16 protein-coding genes are annotated in these 21,049 nt (G+C 69.9%); 5 read left to right on the top strand and 11 right to left on the bottom strand.

Annotated elements, in window-relative coordinates; all coding sequences use genetic code 11:
- The coding region (locus ABZ348_RS07845; protein WP_358930425.1) for a hypothetical protein at positions 1–226 on the bottom strand (226 nt) is incomplete at its 3' end.
- Between the two features lie 439 nt (positions 227–665).
- Here ABZ348_RS07845 and ABZ348_RS07840 point away from each other — a divergent pair.
- From ABZ348_RS07840 to ABZ348_RS07825, 4 genes are all read left to right on the top strand, one after another.
- Positions 666–2,063, top strand: coding sequence for a Cys-Gln thioester bond-forming surface protein (locus ABZ348_RS07840; protein WP_358930464.1), 1,398 nt, complete (start codon positions 666–668; stop codon positions 2,061–2,063).
- A 394-nt stretch (positions 2,064–2,457) separates the two neighbouring features.
- Entirely contained in the window at positions 2,458–4,122 is a 1,665-nt protein-coding gene (ettA, locus tag ABZ348_RS07835; protein WP_358930424.1) for an energy-dependent translational throttle protein EttA, read from the top strand.
- 11 nt (positions 4,123–4,133) lie between these two features.
- Positions 4,134–4,640 (top strand): thioesterase family protein, encoded by a 507-nt coding sequence (locus ABZ348_RS07830; RefSeq protein ID WP_358930422.1) that lies wholly within the window; start codon positions 4,134–4,136, stop codon positions 4,638–4,640.
- Positions 4,637–5,314, top strand: a complete 678-nt coding sequence (locus tag ABZ348_RS07825) for a hypothetical protein (RefSeq protein WP_358930420.1) — start codon at positions 4,637–4,639, stop codon at positions 5,312–5,314. The genes ABZ348_RS07830 and ABZ348_RS07825 overlap by 4 nt, the downstream gene beginning before the upstream one ends.
- Before the next feature lie 229 nt (positions 5,315–5,543).
- Here ABZ348_RS07825 and ABZ348_RS07820 read toward each other — a convergent pair whose 3' ends face one another.
- On the bottom strand, positions 5,544–5,948 hold the full coding sequence (locus ABZ348_RS07820) for a globin (RefSeq protein ID WP_358930418.1): 405 nt from the start codon (positions 5,946–5,948) through the stop codon (positions 5,544–5,546).
- 229 nt (positions 5,949–6,177) lie between these two features.
- Here ABZ348_RS07820 and ABZ348_RS07815 point away from each other — a divergent pair, with 229 nt between their 5' ends.
- On the top strand, positions 6,178–7,167 hold the full coding sequence (locus tag ABZ348_RS07815) for a methyltransferase domain-containing protein (RefSeq protein WP_358930416.1): 990 nt from the start codon (positions 6,178–6,180) through the stop codon (positions 7,165–7,167).
- A gap of 97 nt (positions 7,168–7,264) precedes the next feature.
- Here ABZ348_RS07815 and ABZ348_RS07810 read toward each other — a convergent pair whose 3' ends face one another.
- From ABZ348_RS07810 to ABZ348_RS07770, 9 genes are all read right to left on the bottom strand, one after another.
- Positions 7,265–8,470 (bottom strand): FHA domain-containing protein, encoded by a 1,206-nt coding sequence (locus ABZ348_RS07810; RefSeq protein ID WP_358930415.1) that lies wholly within the window; start codon positions 8,468–8,470, stop codon positions 7,265–7,267.
- An 88-nt stretch (positions 8,471–8,558) separates the two neighbouring features.
- Positions 8,559–9,917 carry a VWA domain-containing protein gene (locus tag ABZ348_RS07805; protein ID WP_358930413.1) on the bottom strand — a complete coding sequence of 453 codons (1,359 nt, stop codon included), beginning with the start codon at positions 9,915–9,917 and terminating at the stop codon, positions 8,559–8,561.
- Positions 9,918–10,056: 139 nt separating this feature from the next.
- Positions 10,057–11,427, bottom strand: a complete 1,371-nt coding sequence (locus ABZ348_RS07800; RefSeq protein WP_358930411.1) for a PP2C family serine/threonine-protein phosphatase — start codon at positions 11,425–11,427, stop codon at positions 10,057–10,059.
- A gap of 3 nt (positions 11,428–11,430) precedes the next feature.
- Positions 11,431–14,100: a tetratricopeptide repeat protein gene (locus tag ABZ348_RS07795; protein WP_358930409.1), complete on the bottom strand. Its 2,670-nt coding sequence runs from the start codon at positions 14,098–14,100 to the stop codon at positions 11,431–11,433.
- A gap of 19 nt (positions 14,101–14,119) precedes the next feature.
- Positions 14,120–15,457: a hypothetical protein gene (locus ABZ348_RS07790; RefSeq protein ID WP_358930407.1), complete on the bottom strand. Its 1,338-nt coding sequence runs from the start codon at positions 15,455–15,457 to the stop codon at positions 14,120–14,122.
- A gap of 237 nt (positions 15,458–15,694) precedes the next feature.
- Entirely contained in the window at positions 15,695–16,651 is a 957-nt protein-coding gene (locus tag ABZ348_RS07785; RefSeq protein WP_358930406.1) for a glutamate ABC transporter substrate-binding protein, read from the bottom strand.
- 179 nt (positions 16,652–16,830) lie between these two features.
- Positions 16,831–18,255: a hypothetical protein gene (locus ABZ348_RS07780; protein WP_358930404.1), complete on the bottom strand. Its 1,425-nt coding sequence runs from the start codon at positions 18,253–18,255 to the stop codon at positions 16,831–16,833.
- A 523-nt stretch (positions 18,256–18,778) separates the two neighbouring features.
- A complete protein-coding gene (locus ABZ348_RS07775; protein ID WP_358930402.1) occupies positions 18,779–19,765 on the bottom strand; it encodes a BadF/BadG/BcrA/BcrD ATPase family protein in 987 nt (328 codons plus the stop codon).
- A gap of 14 nt (positions 19,766–19,779) precedes the next feature.
- Complete coding sequence (locus tag ABZ348_RS07770) at positions 19,780–21,045, bottom strand: 6-phospho-beta-glucosidase (protein ID WP_358930401.1); 1,266 nt, start codon at positions 21,043–21,045, stop codon at positions 19,780–19,782.
- Positions 21,046–21,049 lie beyond the last annotated feature (4 nt).

The following is a 21,049-nucleotide window of genomic DNA, read 5'->3' as shown; positions in this document are numbered from 1 at the left end:
TAGCCGAACGCCGAACGCCGAACGCCGAACGCCGAACGCCGAACGCCGAACGCCGAACGCCGAACGCCGAACGCCGAACGCCGAACGCCGAACGCCGAACGCCGGATTCCTGATTCGTCTCGGCGAGGGTGCGGAGCTCGGTGCCGGGTGCGTGCTGGCGAGGAGCGGGTTGACCGACGGCGCGATCGAGGTCAGGGCTGTTCGGGCCGCTCAGACGGGTGCTCATGCCGCCCCGATCCTCGTCCGTTTCATGATGCGGCTAGACCCTCCGTCACCTGGTTAACCATCGCTGATGGGGCTCTCGTCCGCTGCGCATTCAAGGTTCCGCCTTCGCCTCCGGGGACACTGCCGACCCCGCTTTGTAAGCGAGTTGTAAATATCCGTTGACGCGGAATGGAAGTCCCTGCTCTAACGGTCACCTGCCTCAAGGACCGCGATAACGATTCCGATTCGGAATGCTTATCTGACCCTTTGGCGGGGGACTGGGCGGCGGTGCCTCTCTAGGATTCCCCAGTACTCACGGGGCACTTGAGTTGCTGGCGAGGCACTCCCCCACGCGTCACCACGGGGCCATGCGCCACACGCGACCGGCGCCTCGCCCGAAGGGGAATGCTGTGTTTGCGAAGTTCGCTGCGTCCGCTGTCGGCAAGAGGGCGGCACGTCGTCTGGCGACGGTCGCCCTGGTGTCCGGATTCATTGCGACGGGGGGCATCGTCGCTGCGGGCGCTGCGGTCGCCGATGACAGCACTCAGCACCGGGGCGGGGCCGTGGCCACGCTCAACGGACTGACGACCTTCGACCGTGCCGTACTGCGGGTCAACGGCAAAGCCCATTCCGTCCCGGCGGGTGTCTTCGAGCTCGCCGTCGACGGTGGCGGTCGACTGAAGACGTACTGCATCGACCTCCACAACCCGACCCAGGACCAGGCGAAGTATCTGGAGACCTCCTGGAGCGAGACTTCGCTGGGCGTCAACAAGAACGCCGGCAAGATTCGTTGGATACTTCAGAACTCCTATCCCCAGGTCGACGATCTGGCCGAGCTGGCGAAGGATGCCGACACCGGTCCGCTCACCCAGAAGACGGCCGCGGCAGGTACCCAGGTGGCCATCTGGCGCTACTCGGACGGTGCCGACGTCGTGGCGGTCGACCCCGCCGCCGAGAAGCTCGCGGACTGGCTGCACCAGAAGGCCAAGCAGCTTCGGGAGCCGCAGGCGTCCCTCACGCTCGAACCGAGCGCCGTGTCCGGCAAGAGCGGCAGTCGCATCGGCCCCGTCACCGTTCGCACCGACGCGGACCGCGTCGCGATCGCCCCTCCCGCGGACACGGCCGTCAGCGGCGTCCAGATCACGGATCTTGCCGGGCAGCCCATCGCCTCGGCGGTCAACGGCAGCAAGGTCTACTTCGACGTGCCCGCCGGCGCCCCCGACGGAACGGCCGAGCTGACGGCTCAGGCGGCCACGTCCATACCTGTCGGCCGGGCGTTCGCCGCGTCGAGCAAGAGCCAGACGCAGATCCTCGCCGGTTCCAGCGAGTCCACGGTCTCCGCCACGGCCGTGGCGACCTGGGCGCAGTCCGGCGCGATACCCGCTGTCTCCGCGCGGAAGAACTGCGCCGATGGCGGCATCGACGTCACCGTGGGCAACCAGGGTGACGCACCGCTGACCGTGGACGTGGCGGGCACCACCCACACCGTCCCGGCCGGGGCGTCGAAGACCGTCACCGTCCCGGTGTTCGAGGACCAGCCCTACCAGTTCGTCGTCACGGGCCCCGGAGGCTTCTCGAAGACCTTCTCAGGGCTCCTGGACTGCAAGGTCACCGGTGCGCCGGACGTCGAGACAGCAGCACAGGCCCAGGGCGCACAGACCGGTCCGCCCACGACCGCCGGGCCCATGACCGGCGGACTGTCGACGACCCTGGAAGGCGACCTCGCCGCGACGGGCGGCTCCAACTACACCCCGGTGATCGCCGGGGTCGCCATCGCCTTCGTGGTGATCGGCGGCGGTGCCGTCTTCTTCCTGCGCAGGAAGAAGACCCCCGGGACCGGCGACCCCGACCCGAGCTGACCCGTCCCCCACAGGGCCGGACGACCGGTCGTCCGGAGCCGAGCCCGCCCGGGCTCCGCGCCCGTACGAGTACAGGTACAGGTACAGGTACGCAGGCATACGAGGGAACACAGCGGGTCACCCGATGGGGGCGGGGCGGTGACCCTCCGCACGCGGCGTACGCTCCGATGGCGGGCTGCGCCTTTGCACCGGCCGCACGTTCCGGTGCCGGGCGGCCAGCGTCGGAACCAGCGCTCCGGCCCCACCACAGCGGGACCGTGAGAAGGAATCCGTGCCGCCGGGCGCTCGGCACCCCGCCCGCCCCCGTCCCACCGACTACTCGTTTTCTTCCACAGGTGGACGTACGGCAAGATGGGGTGTATCTGCCCATCCACTTCTTGCCGGACGGTTTCTCTTGGCTGAGTACATCTACACGATGCGCAAGACGCGCAAGGCGCACGGCGACAAGGTCATCCTCGATGACGTGACGCTGAGCTTCCTGCCCGGCGCGAAGATCGGTGTGGTCGGCCCGAACGGCGCCGGTAAGTCCACCGTCTTGAAGATCATGGCCGGATTGGAGCAGCCCTCCAACGGTGATGCGTTCCTCTCGCCCGGCTACACGGTCGGCATCCTGCTCCAGGAACCGCCGTTGGACGAGTCGAAGACCGTCCTGGAGAACGTCCAGGGTGGTGTCGCCGAGATCAAGGGCAAGCTGGACCGGTTCAACGAGATCGCCGAGCAGATGGCGACGGACTACTCGGACGCCCTGCTCGACGAGATGGGCAAGCTCCAGGAGGAGTTGGACCACGCCAACGCCTGGGACCTCGACGCCCAGCTGGAGCAGGCGATGGACGCCCTCGGTTGCCCCCCCGGCGACTGGCCCGTCACCAACCTCTCCGGTGGTGAGAAGCGCCGCGTCGCCCTGTGCAAGCTGCTGCTGGAAGCCCCCGACCTGCTGCTGCTCGACGAGCCCACGAACCACCTCGACGCCGAGTCCGTGCAGTGGCTTGAGGCCCACCTCGCCCAGTACGCGGGCACCGTCGTCGCCATCACCCACGACCGGTACTTCCTCGACAACGTCGCCGGCTGGATCCTCGAACTCGACCGCGGCCGGGCCATCGGTTACGAGGGCAACTACTCCACCTACCTGGAGACCAAGCAGACCCGTCTCAAGGTCGAGGGCCAGAAGGACGCCAAGCGCGCCAAGCGGCTCAAGGAGGAGTTGGAGTGGGTCCGCTCCAACGCCAAGGGACGCCAGGCCAAGTCCAAGGCCCGTCTCGCTCGCTACGAGGAGATGGCGGCCGAGGCCGACAAGATGCGGAAGCTGGACTTCGAGGAGATCCAGATCCCGCCGGGCCCCCGGCTCGGCAGCGTCGTCGTGGAGGTCCAGAACCTGTCGAAGGGCTTCGGCGACAAGCTCCTCATCGACGACCTCAGCTTCACCCTGCCCCGCAACGGCATCGTCGGCATCATCGGCCCGAACGGCGCCGGCAAGACCACGCTGTTCAAGATGATCCAGGGGCTGGAGGAGCCCGACTCCGGCGCCATCAAGGTCGGCGAGACGGTCAAGATCTCCTACGTCGACCAGAGCCGCGCCAACATCGACCCCAAGAAGTCGCTGTGGGCCGTGGTCTCCGACGAACTCGACTACATCAACGTCGGCCAGGTCGAGATGCCGTCGCGCGCCTATGTCTCAGCCTTCGGCTTCAAGGGCCCGGACCAGCAGAAGCCCGCGGGCATCCTCTCGGGCGGTGAGCGCAACCGACTGAATCTCGCGCTCACCCTGAAGCAGGGCGGCAACCTCCTGCTCCTCGACGAGCCCACCAACGACCTCGACGTCGAAACGCTGTCCTCCTTGGAGAACGCGCTGCTGGAGTTCCCGGGTGCGGCCGTGGTCGTCTCCCACGACCGTTGGTTCCTGGACCGAGTGGCGACCCACATCCTGGCGTACGAGGGCGACTCGAAGTGGTTCTGGTTCGAGGGCAACTTCGACTCGTACGAGAAGAACAAGGTCGAGCGCCTCGGTGCGGACGCGGCCCGTCCGCACCGCGCCACGTACAAGAAGCTCACTCGGGGCTGAGGCGAGAACCCATGGCTCGGCACATCTACCGCTGTCCCCTTCGCTGGTCGGACATGGATGCCTTCGGGCACGTCAACAACGTCGTCTTCCTGAGGTATTTGGAAGAGGCGCGCATTGACTTCATGTTCCGGCTGGCGCCGGGTGATGGATCCCCCTCGTTCTCCGGGGGGTCCGTGGTCGCGCGGCACGAAATCGACTACATACGTCCGCTCGTCCATCGGCACGAACCGGTGATCGTCGAGTCATGGGTGACGCGCATCGGCGCGGCTTCCCTCACCATCACGTACGAGATCAAGGACGACGCTTCGGAGTCGCAGGCCCAGGGCGGTCCGGAGGACACCCCGCAGGTCTATGTACGGGCCTCGACCGTCGTCGTTCCGTACGACCTGGCGGCGGGCCGACCGCGTCGGCTCAGCGCGGAGGAGAAGTCGTTCCTCCAGAAGTACCTTCCGGAGGCGGATGCCGCGGCGGACACCGCGACGTCCGCCGCGGCCGACGAGGACGCCCTCGTCGGATGAGCGTGCCCGTGCGTGGTCTGTACTTCGCCGACGCGAGGGAGGCGGAGGACCTCACCGCCTTCCTCGCCCGACTGATCCACTACGACCGCGCGGCGGCCGTCCGGCTCCAAGCGGGCGGTTCCGACGGTCCCCAACCCCATCTCGCCGTCTTCGGCCGTCCGCCCTCGTTCGAGGTGCTGGCGATCCGTACCGCACGGCTGGGCGCCCCTGCCCAGTTGGACGTCACCGTCTCGGCGGGTGAGCTGCTGGAGAGCATCGCCGGCTCGGCGTTCACCGTGCCCGATGCGGTCACCGGCCCGCCGTGGGCCGGAGTGCTCCCCCCACGCGGAGGGTGGCGCAGGCTCGCCGGTCTTCCGTCGGTGGAGGCGATGAGGGAGGCGGTGGCCGCGGCCGTCGCCGAGTTCCGCCGTCGCGACGAGGAGTTGCCCGTCGAGCGGCGCAGTCGGACGGCACGCGATCAGATCGGCCGTGAGATCTGGTCCCGCACGGTCGGGGCCACACCGCTGCCGCTCCGGGCCGTCCATGCGGCCCAGTCCCTGGGCTTCCTGCGGCCGGGCGTCGGAGTCGCGCTGTTGTCAGCGGGGTCCTGGCTCCGACTGCGTACGCCCTTCGGGACCGTTGCGGTCCGGATGAACGGCATCGGCGGGCTGAACGTCACCCCCACCCGGGGGTGACGGTCGCCGGGAAGTGCGCCGCTCATGCTCGTGCCGCGGGCCCGTTCTTTGTGTGAAGCCGGTGGCCCTAGGGTCTTTCTTTTGGATCAGGCTGGATCAGGGAGCGGGGTCTGGTGCCGTGGATCGCAAGGCGGAGGAATGAATCACTGCGGAGCATTGGTGATTGACGACAACGCGGCGAGGCGCGGTGCCAGGGCACGCGAGCCCAGCAAGATCCGAAAGAAGGGCCCTAGCCTGGGGTGTTCACCATGGAGGCCGCCGCGTAGGTCAAGTAGCTCCACAGTTGCTGCTCGTGCTCCGGGGCCAGGTTCAGCTCGTCGACGGCGTCCCGCATATGCCTCAGCCAGGCGTCGTGCGCGGCCTGGTCCACCTTGAACGGCGCGTGGCGCATCCGCAGCCGGGGGTGGCCGCGGTTCTCGCTGTAGGTGCGCGGGCCGCCCCAGTACTGCATCAGGAAGAGCCTGAAGCGCTCCTCCGCGGGGCCGAGGTCCTCCTCCGGGTACATCGCCCGCAGCTCAGGGTCCCCGGCGACGCCCTGGTAGAAGCGGTGCACCAGGCGACGGAACGTCTCTTCGCCGCCGACCTGCTCGTAGAAGGTCTGCTCCTGAAGCGTGCCGCGCGGGATGTCGTTCACGTGGATGAGCCTCGCAATGTGTCTCTGACCGGCCCCGGGGGGTGACTGCCGGGGGTCCGGGGCGGGTTCCCCGGGAAAAGCCGCACACGTCCATCGTCTCAGACGGACCGGCCGAGGACCCGGGCCCTAGGACCTCCTCTCCGGGCACCGGACGGCCCCTCGGTGCCTACCGATGGGTATGTGGGCGCGGGTGCTCGCACAGTCGCCCCCGGCGGTGGACAGTGGAGGCATGGGGACGGGACTGGAACCGTACGGTGACCCCGCCGCCGAGGCGCGGGCGGCTCTGGTGCGGTTGATCACGGCGGGGGGCGGACTGACGGATCCCGCTTGGCTTCTGGCGTTCGAGGAGGTGCCGAGGCATCTGTTCGTGCCCTACTACTTTGTGAACCGCGCGGGCAGGTACGAGCGGCTCTGGGGTGAGGATCCCGACCCGGTGCGCAGGGCGCGCTGGCTGCGTGGGGCGTACTACGACGGCCCGCTGGCCACCCGGGTTCGTGACGGCGAGTTGATCTCTTCCAGCAGTCAGCCGTCTCTCATGGCAGGAATGCTGGAGGCGCTCCAGGTGCGGTACGGCGACTCCGTCCTGGAGATCGGCGCGGGCACCGGCTACAACGCGGCACTGCTCTGCCATCGGCTCGGTGAGTCCAAGGTGACCAGCATCGACATGGACGAGGAGATCACCGAAGCGGCCCGGGCACATCTCGCAGCGGCCGGATATCGCCCCACCGTGGTCACCGGTGACGGAGCGCGGGGCTGCCCCGAGCGGGCGCCGTTCGACCGGATCATCGCCACCTGCACCCTGCCGTCCGTACCTCCCGGCTGGCTGGCGCAGTGCAGCCCGGACGCCCGCATTCTGGCGCCCCTGTCCACCGGGCTGATCTCCCTCCGGGTGCGCGACGACGCTCATGGGCGCAGTGCGGAGGGACATTTCCTGCGGACGTCGGCGTTCTTCGTCGCCCTGCGCGGCGCGGGAGCGGTGCCGGAGCGACGGATCGGCGGACTGCCCCGCAGACAACTTGAGAACGATCTCTTCCGCTTCTTGCTCACCCTGACCGCCGGCAGCCTTGATCCGAGGGAGGCGCTCTCGCTGTGGGAGCGCGAGGGACGCCCGCAGCGCGACCGGTTCGGGGTCACCGTCACGGCCGATCACCAGTGGGCCTGGTTGGACGACCCAGGCGGCCCCTATGCCTGGCCCCTCGGGCGTACCGTCCCCGAGTAGTGGCACGACGGCCATGCCCGGTCCTCATGGGTGTCCCCCGTACCCACGACCCGGGCGGGCATGGGACGGGGGGGGACCGGAGAGCGTGGCCGGCGGGCTAGCCCCGGCGTACGGTGATCGTCGTCCAGGCGCCGACGTGCACGCGATCGCCGTCGTTCAGGGCCACCGGCACATACGGCTGGATCGGCTCTTCCCCGCCGTTGATCGTGGTGCCGTTGGTGGAGTTCTGGTCGACCACGGCCCACGAGCCGTCCTGCTGCTGCACCAGCACGGCGTGCTTGTGCGAGACGCCCGGGTCCTCCGGCGGCACCGACAGGTCGATGTCCGGGGCCTCGCCGGTGGACTGACGGCGCCGGCCGATGGTGATCTGGCTGCCCGAGAGCGGTAGGCGCTGCTCCGGCGAGTACGCGGGAACGGTGAGCCCGGTCGCGTCAGGACCGCTGCGCTGCATCATCGCCAGGAAGTACTCGCGGTCCGGCGCCACGACGGCGGTCCACCCTCCCTGGGGCTGGTAGGGCGGAGCGGACTGGTGCCGGCCGGGGTCGCCCTGCTCATGACCCGAGGACTGCATCTGCCGGCCCTGCTCGCCGTACTGCGAGGGGGCGCTGCCGTGGCTGGACGGGCCTGACTGCTGCTGGAAGAGCGAGAGGCCGGCCTGCATGCCCTGGTTCTGCGGTCCCGGGGAGCCCTGGGGCTGGGAGGGGGGCGGGATCATCCAGTCGTCGCCGCCCGGCTGGTGCGGCTGCTGGGGTATCGGGGGCGCGGGCTGCTGCTGGTAGGGCGGCGGGCTCTGGTGTCCGGGTCCCTGGTGTCCCGGCCCCTGCGGGAAACCGGGCGGCTGGGCGTAGCCGGAGTGCTGCCGGCCGGACGGGTCGTTCAGCGGCTCGGCGGGCCGGTTGAGCTGTGAGGGACGCGAGCCCTGGTAGTCGAAGGGGTCGTGCTGCTGCTGACCGTGGCCCTGCTGGGGAGGCTGTTGCCGCGGGGGCGGCTGGCTGGTGAACCCCGACGGCAGATTCAACCCGGACTGCTGTTGGGGCGGTGGCGCGAGGGGGGTGTAGGAGGTCGCCGTGTGCGTCAGGAAGTTGTACCGGCACTCTTCGCAGTACGGGGCCATCGCCTCGCGCGGGGTGCGGCACTGCGGACACAGCTCGGCCACGGCGGTGGCGTTCGGGTCGCCCTGGGGCGGGTAGCCGTACGACGGCGGTGGTGCGGCTCCTGGAGGAGCGCCGGGGGCCATGCGGTGGCCGCAGACCTCGCACCAGTCATCGGAACCCGACTGGTGTCCGTTCGGGCAGGTCGGCATGTCGGCGCTTCCCCCTCTCCTTGTCCGGCCCGAGGGCCGTCCCACTTCATGAGCTGATCGTGTGTGCCGTGGACGCGGAGCGCGCCGATCACTTCTTCACGCGCACCGTCTTGGTGGAGCGTGTTTCGAGAGTCATCTCATCGGCGTCCGCGACCCTGGCCTTCAGTCGCACAGTACCTGTCGCGACGTCGACCACGTCCACCACCTTCGAAAGGAGTTTCGCAGTGTCCTCGTTCCCCGAGGCGGCGGCGAGCTGCACCGCACGCCCCAGCTTGGCCGTCGCATCATCGATATGACCGGACTTGCGAGCATCAAGACCTTGTTGGATGACTTGTGCTAGTTCAGCCTGTCCTGTGTAGTGCGCCACCTGCGGGTTGATGGACGTCGACGCCGCCATGTCGTCTGTCCAGACCGCCCGTATCAGCCCCTGGGAGAGCACCTGGGGCGCGCTTCCGTCCGCGGACGGGATGATCAAGGACGCGCGAGCCGCCAGCATTTCCTGTCCGATGCTGGCCCGGGGCACTTCCACGCACACGTGATAATCGCGGGATTCGTCGCCCCACGAGCCGGTCGGGTAGTCCCCGGCGCGTGGACCGGCCTGGGTGCGCCGGGGGGTCAGGTCCTCGACCGTCGGAGCGACCTGTTTGACGAACTTGATCTCCACCCCGACCGGTGTCCACAGGCGCAGGGCCACATCGGCGATCCCCTTGCCCATCGCCTTCTCCATCATTCCGGTGAAGTCCTCGGCCAGTTGGGCCGGGTCCGCAACGATGTCCGCGGTGCCCAGGAGGGCGGATGCGATGCCGGTGACCTCCTTGACCTCCCAGTCGGTGCCCACGCCCCGCGCATCACAGGTGAACCGCCCGGCAGCGGCCTGGAGGGCCTTCTGCAACTCCTGCGGCGTCTCGTGCTCGTTGCGCCCGTCGGTCAGCAGGATTCCGTGTCGGATGGCGCTGTTGGCGGTGGTGAGCAGAGTGTCCGTCAGCCGCAACCAGGTCCCGATGGCCGTACCGCCGCCGGCCGAGAGCCGACGGAGGGAGTCCTTGGCCGCGGCCCGGCTGTCCGCACTCGCGACCGCCAGCCGTCCATCGCCCGGATAGACCTCCGTGGCCCGGTGCGTCCCCGCGACCACGGCGAACTCGACGCCGTCGCGCAGGGTGTCGATCGCCGCGGCGGTCGCATGACGGGCATTGCGCATCTTGGTCGGCGGATAGTCCATCGAACCCGAGCAGTCGACCATGATGACGACGGCCGCGCCCGATGACTGCCCGGGTATCGCGTCGGGCGTCGTCGAAGCACCTGTGAGGTGGACCCCCCGAGTGGTGCCGCCACCGGTCGAGGTGACGGTCACGATCGCGTTCACCTCCCGCCCGCCTTCGGGCAGGAACTCGTTCTGGTACACGTCGACGGAGAACTGAGGCACCTGGGACTTGGAGAAAACGGCCATCTGACGGCTCCTTGAACACTCCACTCGGGAGGGGTCGGTCGGCGGGACGGCCCCGTGGGCGCGGGAACCGGAGAGGGGCCTTCTCAGGGCCTCTCTTGTGGATCTTGCTGAGATCGCACGTCCTGGCAGGGGCCCCTGGTCATGCCGGTCCCGACGGAGGCCAGGCGGAACCGGAACCATGGGGTTCGACCGTGAACGGCACAACGGCCACGGTCACGTTGTCATGGCCTCCGCCGTCCAGCGCGTGCCCCACGAGCACCTGGGCGCTGTGGAGGGGACGGACGGAGGCATCCGGCGGAACGGCCCTGGCCATCTCATCGGCACCCTCCGCGTAGTTCCACAGACCGTCGGTGCAGACCACCACCACTCCGGAGCGATCCGGCTTGAAGGCCGCAGTGTGCGGGTCCAGTTCATAGGCGTCGGCCCCCAACCACCCGGTGATGGCGTGGGCGCGCCGGTCCGCGTACGCCTCTTCCTCGCTCATCAGTCCGGCGGCGACCATCTGGGCCGCCCAGGAGTCGTCCTCCGTCAGACGGGCGGCGGGAGTGCTGCGGTCGTCGGGCACCCAGTACACCCGGCTGTCACCGACCCAGCCGACGACCAGGAGGCCCGCCGCGCAGATCGCCCCGACGATCGTGCATGCGGGTGCGTTCAACTGGTTCGCGGGTGCCGGCTCCAACGGATCGACCGGAGGGTTCTGGTCGGCCAGGGCGTTGACGGCGCTGGCCGCGGCGACGATGGCGTCCCGCATGGCCTGCTGGGGGTGCGTGCCGCGGGGCAGACAGCCCATCAGCAACTCATTGGCCGCCTTTGACGCCGCCATCGACGCCTCGTCCGGACGGACCGCCGACGAGACACCGTCGCAGACGATCGCCGTGATCGCGGGGGAGCCGTCGGGGAGCGCGGTCGTGGAGATGGCGAACGCGTCCTCGTTGCGGTGGTGGCGCAGCCCGCGGTCGCTGACCGCGGCGACCGCACCCAGGTCGAGTTCCATGTGGTCACGTTCACGGGGCTGTGCGTGGCCGCAGTTCTCGCAGTAGCCGTCGGTGTCCACCCGACCGGCCCGACAGGCGACGCACACCTTGGCTGCGACCGGCGCGGCTGCCCGTGGATCGTGGATGCCTGCACCGACCGGGGGAGCGGACGGCGTGAAGTTCCCGCCGGGTGCACTTCCGTACGAAGGCACGGCCCCGGTGTCGTGGTGGTGCGCGCCGGTCGGGCCCGCGGCGACGGTGGGCAGTTGCGCCCCGCGGGAGTCCGTGCCGGGCAACTCTCCGGGGTGCTGCACCCGAGCGGGTGTCCCCGCACTGCCGGCGGCACTGGCAGGCGGCCAGGCGACCGGGGCGACCGGAACGCCCAGGACGAGCGTCGGCCGATCCCGCGCGATCTGCGCGGGGAAGGCGGAGAGGTCGTGTCCGCACGCCCCGCAGTAGCGGTCACCCTCCTCCAATGGTTCGGAGCAGCCGGGGCACGACGGCCCCGCGGCCGACTGATGCATCTGAGACGACATCGATCACACCCACGTCCGGGGGCGGAAGCGGTTGGCACGCTCCACCAGGTCCATCCGCTCCTCGCCCCGCTGGGCGAGCCGGGCGAGCACCCGGAACGAGCGTTCCAGCCCGAAGCGCAGTCCGCGTTCGTCCAGTTCGCTGCCGAGCAGTTGGGTCTGCGCCTGCTGCGCGACGGGCGCGCTGCCGGGCTGTGACGTGCTCGACGGGTCCGGTACGGGCTGCGATGCTCCGGGACTACCGGAGAGTACCCAGTCCAGCGCCGTGCCGAGTACCTCTGTGGACAACTGTTCACGTCGAACGGCGTCGAGACCGAACGTCTTCAAGGCTTCCACCTGTGCGGCAGCCGCCGCCAGATCGTCCATCAGGGGGTCCTGCGCGGCGCGCCGCCGCAACCTGGCCCTCACCGCGGCGACCCGTGCCGCCGTGTAGTGGATGGACGCCTCCGGCACCGACTCCAGTGTGCGTACGGCCCCGGCCCGGTCGCCGGAGGCGAGTTGTACGCGCGCCAAGCCGAAGGCGGCGCTCACATAGCTGGGATCGGTCGTCCACACCAGGCGGTAGTACTCCGCCGCGTTGTCCAACTGGCCGAGCACCTCGGCGCACACGCCCAGGGCGAGCTTGGGAGCCGGCTCGCCCGGGAACGCGTCGTACACGGCGTCGAAGGAGAGTGCAGCCGCCGCGTGGTCCCCGGTCACCAAGGAGGTCAGACCGCGGTACCAGACCACGCGCCAGTCGTCGGCGCGCTCGTCCTCCAGGGCCTGCAGGCCGGCCGTGGCGGAGTCGACGTCGCCCGTCTCCAACCGTGCGCGCAACTCGCGCAGACGGGTTTCCGGGGACGCGGTCGAGGTGCTGTGCAGTGCGGCGATCAACTCAGCGGGCGCCGACGTCATCAGTCCGGCCAGAAAGCCGGCGTGGGGATCGTTCGGATCCACGCGGGGGACCGGGAGGGCCAGTGCGAAGGCGCGCGTCTCCAGGGAGATGAGATGTGGTGTCAGCCGTGCTCCTGCCGTGGCTCCGACGGTGCCGAGGAGCGCAGTCGAACCGGCCGGGGGAGTCGCCACGACGCCCGGTGCCCCGGCCACCGTGCCCGGCGACTGCGGGGTGCCGGCAGCACCGCTGGTCCCGGGGCCCGGCTGACGGGGAACCGATGCCGGTGCGATGGCCTTGTTCGCCTGGTTCGCCTTGCCCCGGCTCCCGTTCCGTGCGCCGAGCGCCGACACGTCCTCGGTCAGCTCGGCGAACAGCTCCGAGTCCGTGACCCGCAGCTCGGGACCGAACAGGGTGGACAACGCCGGGCGGGCGCGGCCTGTCTGGATCGACACGACCTCGCGCAGCACCCCCGTCAACTGCTCGGCCATCTCCTGCGCGGAGGAGAACCGTCGAGCCGGGTCCGGGTCGGTCGCCCGCACCAGGAGCCGGTAGAACGACTCGTAGGTCCGGAAGACCTGGATGTGCTCCGGATCGGGCAGCGAGTCCACGAAGACGTTGGTGTAGCCCTGGAAGTCGAAGGTCAGCACCGCCAGCGTCCGGGCGACGGTGTAGAGGTCCGAGGCCACGGACGGCCCGACGTCGGCGACCTCCGGGGCCTGGTAGCCGACGGTGCCGTAGATCGCCGACTCCTCGTCGTCCATCCGCCGGACCGCGCCCATGTCGATGAGCTTGAGCTGGTCCTGCTGCTGGATCGCGTTGTCGACCTTGAAGTCGCAGTAGAGGAGGTTCCTGCTGTGCAGGTGGCCCAGTGCTTCCAACGCCTCGATGCCGTAGGCGCACGCCTGCTCCACGGGCAGGGGGTCCCGTTTGCCTTCGGCGTCCCGACGGTCGTTCGCCAACTCCTTGAGCGACTTCCCGCCCACGTACTCCATGACGATGTAGCCGTCGAGCGAGCCGTTGCGCTGATCGAGGTGCTCCACGAAGTTGTAGATGCGGACGATGTTGGAGTGCTCGATCTCGGCGAGGAAGCGGCGCTCCGAGATCGCCGCAGCCATCGCGTCCTGGTCACCGGTGTCGAGGAGGCCCTTCAGGACCACCCAACGGTCGGACACCGCTCGGTCCACCGCCAGATAGACCCAGCCCAGACCGCCGTGGGCCAGACAGCCGACCACCTCGTACTGTCCGCGCACGATGTCCCCCGGCGACAGCTTGGGGACGAACGAGTACAGATGTCCGCAGGAGGTACAGAAGCCCTCGGTGCGCCCCGAACGGTCACCGCGCGAACGACCCACCGGTGCACCGCACTCGGAGCGCGAACAGAACCGCTTCCGCTCGGGCACCTCGGGATTGCTCATCACGGCCGCACGAGGGTCCGGGCGCGGTACTTCCGGTACGACCACCAGGCCGGCGCCCAGCCGATTGCGCGCCGAGGAGCCGCTTGAGGTGCCCGAACTGCGCACCGAGACCGAGCGGGAGGACGTGTCCGCCCCGGTCAACGACCGGGACAGCCTCCCGGAGACCGAGCGGCGCGAGGTCGAGGAACGGGAAGAGGCCCGGGACGAACGGGAACTGTTCCGTACGGAGGTGCTGTCACGACCGCCGCCGGCCCCGCGACCGGTGGTGGAGCCTCCGCCGGCCGCGACCGGTGCGAGACCGCAGGTGTCGCAGTACAGCTCGCCGCCGCCCATGTCCTCGTAGTTGCCGTCGCAGTCGGGCCGCTGGCAATCGGTGGCCTCGTTCATGACTCCCCCCTGCGCACACTCATCTCATGCCTCCGCGGTCAGCGGGGCCCGACGGACCGGACTCCCGGTGCGTGAGTGCCTCCGCCGCCGCCTGCTGGTAGCGCAGGACTGCGTTCTCGGCCACCCGAAGATCGCACGGCGCGCTCCAGAGCATCCTGCGCGCCGCGTCGTACCGCTCGATGAGCAGTGGGTCCTCGGCGAAGCCGTTGCGGGCGACCTTCGCCTTGTAGGCGTCCAGCCGGCCGCGTAGTTCCGCGCGGACGGCGAGCGGTGCGGTGACGGCGGTCAATGACTCCCGCGCCCGCAGCAGTTCGTCCTCCGCCTCTCGCTCCAGGGACTCCAGCAGTGGGGAGAGCCGGTGCCACTGCGAGTGGCGCCGGTACTCGGCGGCGGTGGCGAGCCGTTCCTGAAGGGCGAGGGGCGGTCCGCTGACGGCGGGCACCTCGGACGCGGCTATTTTCGCGAGCACCTCACCCCGCGCCGAACGGGCCTCCGTCAGGGTGCGGTCCGCGCGGGAGAGCAGGTCCCGGAGTCGGATCAGCCGTTCCTCGGAGTCCTGGCGGACCCGCAACACCGCCTCGATCTCCCGTCGGATGTCCTCCAACGCCCGTGCGGCCCGGTCGTAGCGATGGGTGTCGGGTCGCCCGCCGCCGGGCGCCGAAGAACCGAGGGCGGAGCGCCAGAACGCCAACGGGTCGGAGATGACCTGGGCGCGCAGGGTCGTCAGCTCATGGGTGATGGACTCCAACTCGTCCCCCGAGGGGTGCTCACCGGGGCGCACGCCGACGGAGTGGGCGAGTGAGCGGGTGCGCTGGAGCTCGGCCGAGAGCAGGTCGATCCGGGCCGGGAGCGCCGACCAGACGGCGTCCGCCGTGACCACCATGTCCAGGGAGCGGGCGTAGAGGTCGTTCATCCGGGCCACGAGTTCTTCGAGGCTGAAGCGCTCCGAGAGTTTGGCGGAGCCGGTGATCGACGACGAGAGCTGTGCGGTCGCATTCGCGACGGTGACACTGGGGCCCCGCAACCGGTCGGTGAGTTCGACCAGGTCCTCCCGGCTCGACCAACGGCGCCTGGCCCGCAGCTCACGGGCCTCGGTCAGGGCGGAGCTGTACGCGTCGAAGTAGGTCCACAGCAGGGCGATGGACTGCTCGGTCGTAGCCCAACGGTCCTTCGTGACACCGGTCAGCTCGGCGCCTTCGAGGAGTCGGCGCCCCGCATGGTCCTGAAGCGCGAGCAATGAGGTCTCGATGGCCTCGTGTTCGGCTCCGAGCCGCGCCAGTGCACGGTCCACCTCGTCCCGGTCCATCGGCGGCCCGGGAGCGTGCCCGGAGCCGGCGAACGGTCCCGCGGCGCCCATCGATCACCTCTCTCGTCGGTCGGCCGTGCGTGTGTCACGGCTCCAGCACTTCCGCCCAGTCACCCCACCCCCTACCGGGTGGCGCGACTGCTGCGGATCCTTCGTTCTCCAGGTGCTCCACCGCCGTCGATTCCGTGCGGTGGTCATCGAGTCCTTCGGCCACCACATCGGATGCCGGGGTACCAGCGGACCGGTGGTAGGGGAGGCGACCGGGGGAACCCGAAGCCTCCCTCTGCGTCAGCCGCCCCGGTACTTGGGGGCGGGCGGCCCGGATATGCCGGGCAGGTCATCCGCCAACCACTCCCGGTACGAGCTCATCCAGGCACTCTGCCGGTACTCCTCCAACACCTGGTTCACCCGGCGGACCACGTCGTCCTTGCCGAGCTTGGTCGCCACTCCGTAGAACTCGGTGGTGAAGGGCTTCTTCCCCTTCAACTCAACGGTGGGGTCCTGCGCGGCCTGACCCGCGGCGAGTGCGTTGTCCGTGACGACCGCATCGACCAGGCCCTCTTGCAGCCGCACCAGACAGTCCAGCTGATTGGAGACCGTCAGGAAGTCCTCATCGGAGGGCTTGCCCTCGTTCTTGTCCCGGTAGATCGCTCCGAAGGAGTTCTTCTCCAACGCCTCGAAGGCGGTCGAGCCCTCGGCCGAGCAGACCTTCTTGCCCTTGAGCGAGTCGTCGTACCCGGTGATGCCGGAGGACTTGGGCGCAAGGACCTGCTGACCCGCCTGGAAGTAGGCGGTGGAGAAGGCGACCTGCTTGATCCTGGCGCAGTTGATCGTCATCGTACGCACGACGATGTCCACCGTGCCGTTGTTCAGCGCGGGTATGCGCTGGTTGGTCGGTATGGCGCGGAAGATCACGGCGTCCGGCTTGCCGAGGATGTCCGTGGCGATGGCCCGCGCCAGATCGATGTCGAAGCCCTTCAGCGAGCCCGTCGCAGGATCGCGGTAGCCCCAGCGGTAGCTGTTCTGGTCCACGCCGACGATCAACTTGCCGCGCTTCTTGATCGCCTGGATGTTCGCTCCGTCCGCGGACGACGGGGAGAGGGACGCCTCTGGGTCGGTGCAGGTGTCGGCCTTGGTCCGCTCGGTCATGGAGATGTTGTGGCCCACCACCGGCAGGGCGGAGCCGGCGCCCCGGGAGAGCGGCAGCAGTGTGCCCACGGCCGTCAGGACACAGGCGATGGCCATTCCCGCGACACCGCCCCATCCACGGAGGCTGAACCTGCCCCTGGACCGTGCAAGCACCCCCGGGCGGGCCTCCGCGCTCGGCGGACCCGCCATGCCCGGCCCCCCGCCGCTGTGCGCTTCCGCCGCGGCTCCCGACCCGCTCCCCGACGTGGTCTCGTCGTCCGGCATCCCGCCCCCTCTCACCGGTACTCCGAAAGCCTGCGGTTGATGCCGATGACAGCGCCCGCCGCGCCCAGTACACCCAGGGCGGCTGCGCCGAGGGGGAGCCCGCTCAGGGCGTCCCGCCCGTCGCTCGCCGCCCGGGTGAACTCGCGCTGCTCGTGCGCTAGCGCCTTGGCGAGGGCCGCGTCCACCCGGTCGAACGACTCCCCGGTCGAGTCCTTGGCACCGATGACCTTGCCCAATGCGCCCTCGTAGTCGCCCGACTTGTCGGTGGTGCTCGCCGCCCGGTGCCGGGCCTGCCACTCGGCGACGCTCGTCGTCGCGGCCTCGACCGGCTCGCGCCCCTCGCTGTCGTCCGCGAGTGACTTCGCCCGGCTCAGCCCGTCGTTCAGCCGGACCATTCCCTCGCCGTACTCGGACTCGTACTTGTCGCGCTTGCCGTCGTCGGTGAGGACCGCCCCCCGGGCGACCAGGGTGAGGTTCTCGTTGGCCCGGGCTTTGAGCGAGCTGATCCGGGCGTCGTTGAGCACCTTCAGGGAGCGCTGGCCGTGCTCGCGGGCCTCGTTCAACTGGGCGCGGGCCACCGAGTGCCCCACTGTGAGCCACAGCAGCACCACGGCGGCGGCTGCCGTGGCGGCCAGCAGCCCCTGGTTGAACACCCGGTTGGTCCGACGGTAGAGCCGGTGCTGGGTCCAGGCGAGCGCACCGAGGGCCACCAGCCCGAGCGAGAGCGAGAGGATCGGCCAGAAACGGGCGTCCTCGTCGTCCCTGTCCAGACGGGCGCTCTCGGCGTCGTACAGCTTCTGGGCGGCGGGGAGCAGTACCTTGCTCATCTGCTCGTTGGCGAACCGCAGATACGCGCCGCCGAGGGGCAGCCCCTGCCGGTTGTAGGCGCGCGCCGTCTCCACGCGGCCGGTGTAGAGCGGAAGCTGTTCGTTCAACGTGGCTATCTGACGGCCCGACTCACTGGCGCTGTCCGTGTGGGTCGCCGCTTTGATGAGCAGTTGGGAGGCGACGGAGATGTCCTTCTCGTACCGCTCGCGCACTCCGGCGGGCTCGGCGCCCGAGCCGGCGAGGAAGCCGCTCGAAGCGGCCGTGTCCGCGTCCGCCAGGGAGCGGTAGACGGAGGCCGCGTCCGCGCTCAACGGTTGGCTGCGGCTGACGACGTCGTCGGCCGCAGCGGCGCGGTCGGTGATCTCGAAGGCCGTGACGGTGCCGAAGACGACCACCAGCGCCGCCAGGACGGCACCCATGATCCTCAGCCGTCCGGGCTCGGTGGTCGCCGCCGAACGCAGCCGATCCTTCGCCTCGGCCACCGGACCACGAGAAGCCGACGCCCCACCGGACGGCACGGGCCCCGCGCTGCTTCCGGGCGGCTGCGCCGGCAGCGACGCCGGAGCCGGCTGGACGGGCAAGCGCTGCCCGGTCTGCGGCTGTGTCACCTGACCTCCCCCTCGGTCGCTGACATCGGCCCGCTCCCCAGCGGGTCGGAGAGTGTTCCCCGGCCAGCAGTATGGCCGCGATGACGGACAATCACAGCTAGATTGACTGGATCTTGTGTATGTGGCAATGGATCGTCGCGATACGGACCGGGGCTCCTCACCCTGAATACGCTCCAGAGCGGTGATCGGTTCCCTCCCGGCAGCGGGCGTCCGGGCGCGTAGCGTGCGGTCACCCTACTGAGCGACACGTCGGACCTTGAGGTTCGTTCCCACTACCCCGCCCCCACAGCCCCAACCGCCCCCACGCCCTCACCAGTCCCGGTGAACCGGTCGGAGTGCGGGCTACGGATGGGACATCGGGTCAGGTGCGGCGGCCCGGTCCGCTAGCCCAGCCATCGGGCACGACGCGACGTCGGTCGGGCGCTCGGTCCGACGTGACCGGGCACCCGACCTGACTCGACGTCCGTACGCTAGGCGGACGGCTGTCTACCCACCCCTCCTACGCGTACGACACGTGCTCCACCTACGACACGTAGTGCGCCCGCAGTTTCGCCCGTGCAGTTGCAGGCGCGCCCAGCCGGTCCAACCCCAGCAGTGCGGCGCCCAACACCGGCGGTGCGGTCACCACGCGGATCACCGCCTTCGGCGCCTTCTCGGCCAGCAGTGCGGCGATCTGCCCGTCCAACTCCGGATGGCGGGCCGCGACCACGGATCCACCCAGCAGAACCGGCACCTCCTCTTCCAGCAGTCCCAACTTGCCCAGGGCCACCGTCGACATGACGACGATCTCCTCAGCCTGCCGGCGCACCAGCGAGCGCGCCACGGGATCGCCCCCCGCGCTGGTCGCGAAGAGCACCGGGACCACCTCGTGCCTGCGCCCGGCGGGGATGTGCTTCCGGTGCAACGCCTCGATCAGTGCATACATGGAGTCCAGCCCGAAGTGGGCCGGAAGGGTCTGGGCCAGCGCGGTCGCCTCGCCGCGCCCGTCCTCGGCCCGGGCCGCGTGCCACATCGCCTCGTCCGACAGGCCCCCGCCGCCGCCCCAGTCACCGGAGATCTTTCCGATCGCGGGGAAGCGCACCGTCCGGCCGTCCGGCAGCATTCCGGCACAGTTGATGCCGGCGCCGCACACCACGGCCACGCCCCGCGGCTCGTCCACCCCCGCCCGCAGCACCGCGAAGGTGTCGTTGCGGACCGTGGCGGTGCGGGCCCAGCCGCGGCGGAGGATGGCCGCGGCCAACTCCTCCTCCTCCACCGGTAGATCGGCGTTGGCCAGACAGGCGGAGACGTGCTCGACCGGGCCGAGTGCCGCGCCCTGCGCATGGGCGGCGGCCAGGGCGCCGTCGACCGCGGCGCCCAGCACGTCGAGCGCCGCTTCGACACCCACCCGGGGCGGCTGGAAGCCGCCGCCCCGTGCGGTCGCGAGGACGGAGCCGTCCGCCGCGACCAGGGCGACGTCCGTCTTGCTGTTGCCCGCGTCGATGGCGAGGACGGATCCGGTCGCGCTCATCGGCCCCGCAGCGATCACGCCCACGTCAGGTGCTCGCGGTTGTGCGCGATGAGCTTGTCGGTGAGCGCCTCGGCGTATTCGTACTGTCCGATCAACGGATGGGACAAGAGCGTGGAGAAGACGCGTTCGCGACCCCCGTGCAGCGCCGCATCCAGGGCCAGTTGCTCATAGGCCGTGACCTGGGCGATCAGTCCCGCGTACAGGGGGTCGAGCTCCGGTACGGGCAGCGGGGTGGCGCCCTCGGAACCGACGGCCGCCTGCACTTCGATCACGGCGTCGTCCGGCAGGAAGGGCAGCGTGCCGTTGTTGAGGGTGTTCACCACCTGGTGGGGGCTGCCGCCACCGCCGAGGAGGGCCGCGGCGAGATCGACGGCGGCCTCCGAGTAGAAGGCCCCGCCGCGCTTGGCGAGCAGTTCCGGCTTGGTGTCCAGCGCCGGGTCCGCGTACATCCGCAGGAGTTCGCTCTCCATGGCGGCGACTTCCGCGGCCCGGGAGGGCTTCGTGGCGAGTTCCCTCACGACCTCGTCATGAGCGTAGAAGTAGCGCAGGTAGTAGGACGGTACGACGCCCAGCCGGTCGAGCAGGGCACGCGGCAGCTGGATGTTCCCGGCGATGGACTCGCCGTGCTCGGCCAGCAGCTTGGGCAGCACGTCCTCGCCCCGGGGACCGCCGATGCGTACGCCGGTCTCCCAGGTCAGATGGTTGAGGCCGACGTGGTCCAGATGGATGTCGGACGGGGTGGTGTCCAACAGCGCGGCGAACTTGCGCTGGAAGCCGATGGCGACGTTGCACAGCCCCACGGCCTTGTGTCCTGCCTGGAGGAGCGCCCGGGTGACGATGCCGACGGGATTGGTGAAGTCGATGATCCAGGCGTTGGGGTTGGTGCGCCGTACGCGCTCGGCGATGTCCAGCACCACGGGCACGGTCCGCAGCGCCTTGGCGAGACCGCCCGCACCGGTGGTCTCCTGACCGATGCACCCGCACTCCAGCGGCCAGGTCTCGTCCTGTTGACGTGCTGCCTGTCCGCCGACGCGGAGCTGGAGCAGCACCGCGTCGGCGTCGGCGACGCCCGCGTCCGTGTCGGTGGTGGTAACGATCTTCCCGTCGTGCCCCTGCCGAGCGAAGATGCGCCGGGCGAGACCGCCGACGAGTTCGAGACGTTCGGCGTCGGGGTCGATCAGGACGAGCTCGCTGACGGGCAGGGTGTCCCTCAGCCTGGCGAAGCCGTCGATCAACTCGGGGGTATAGGTGGACCCGCCACCAACGACTGCGAGCTTCATCAAA

Source organism: Streptomyces sp. NPDC005963, from assembly GCF_040638655.1.
GTDB lineage: Bacteria > Actinomycetota > Actinomycetes > Streptomycetales > Streptomycetaceae > Streptomyces.
Note: the sequence above shows the minus strand (reverse complement) of the source record. Positions and strands in the feature narration are given on the sequence as shown.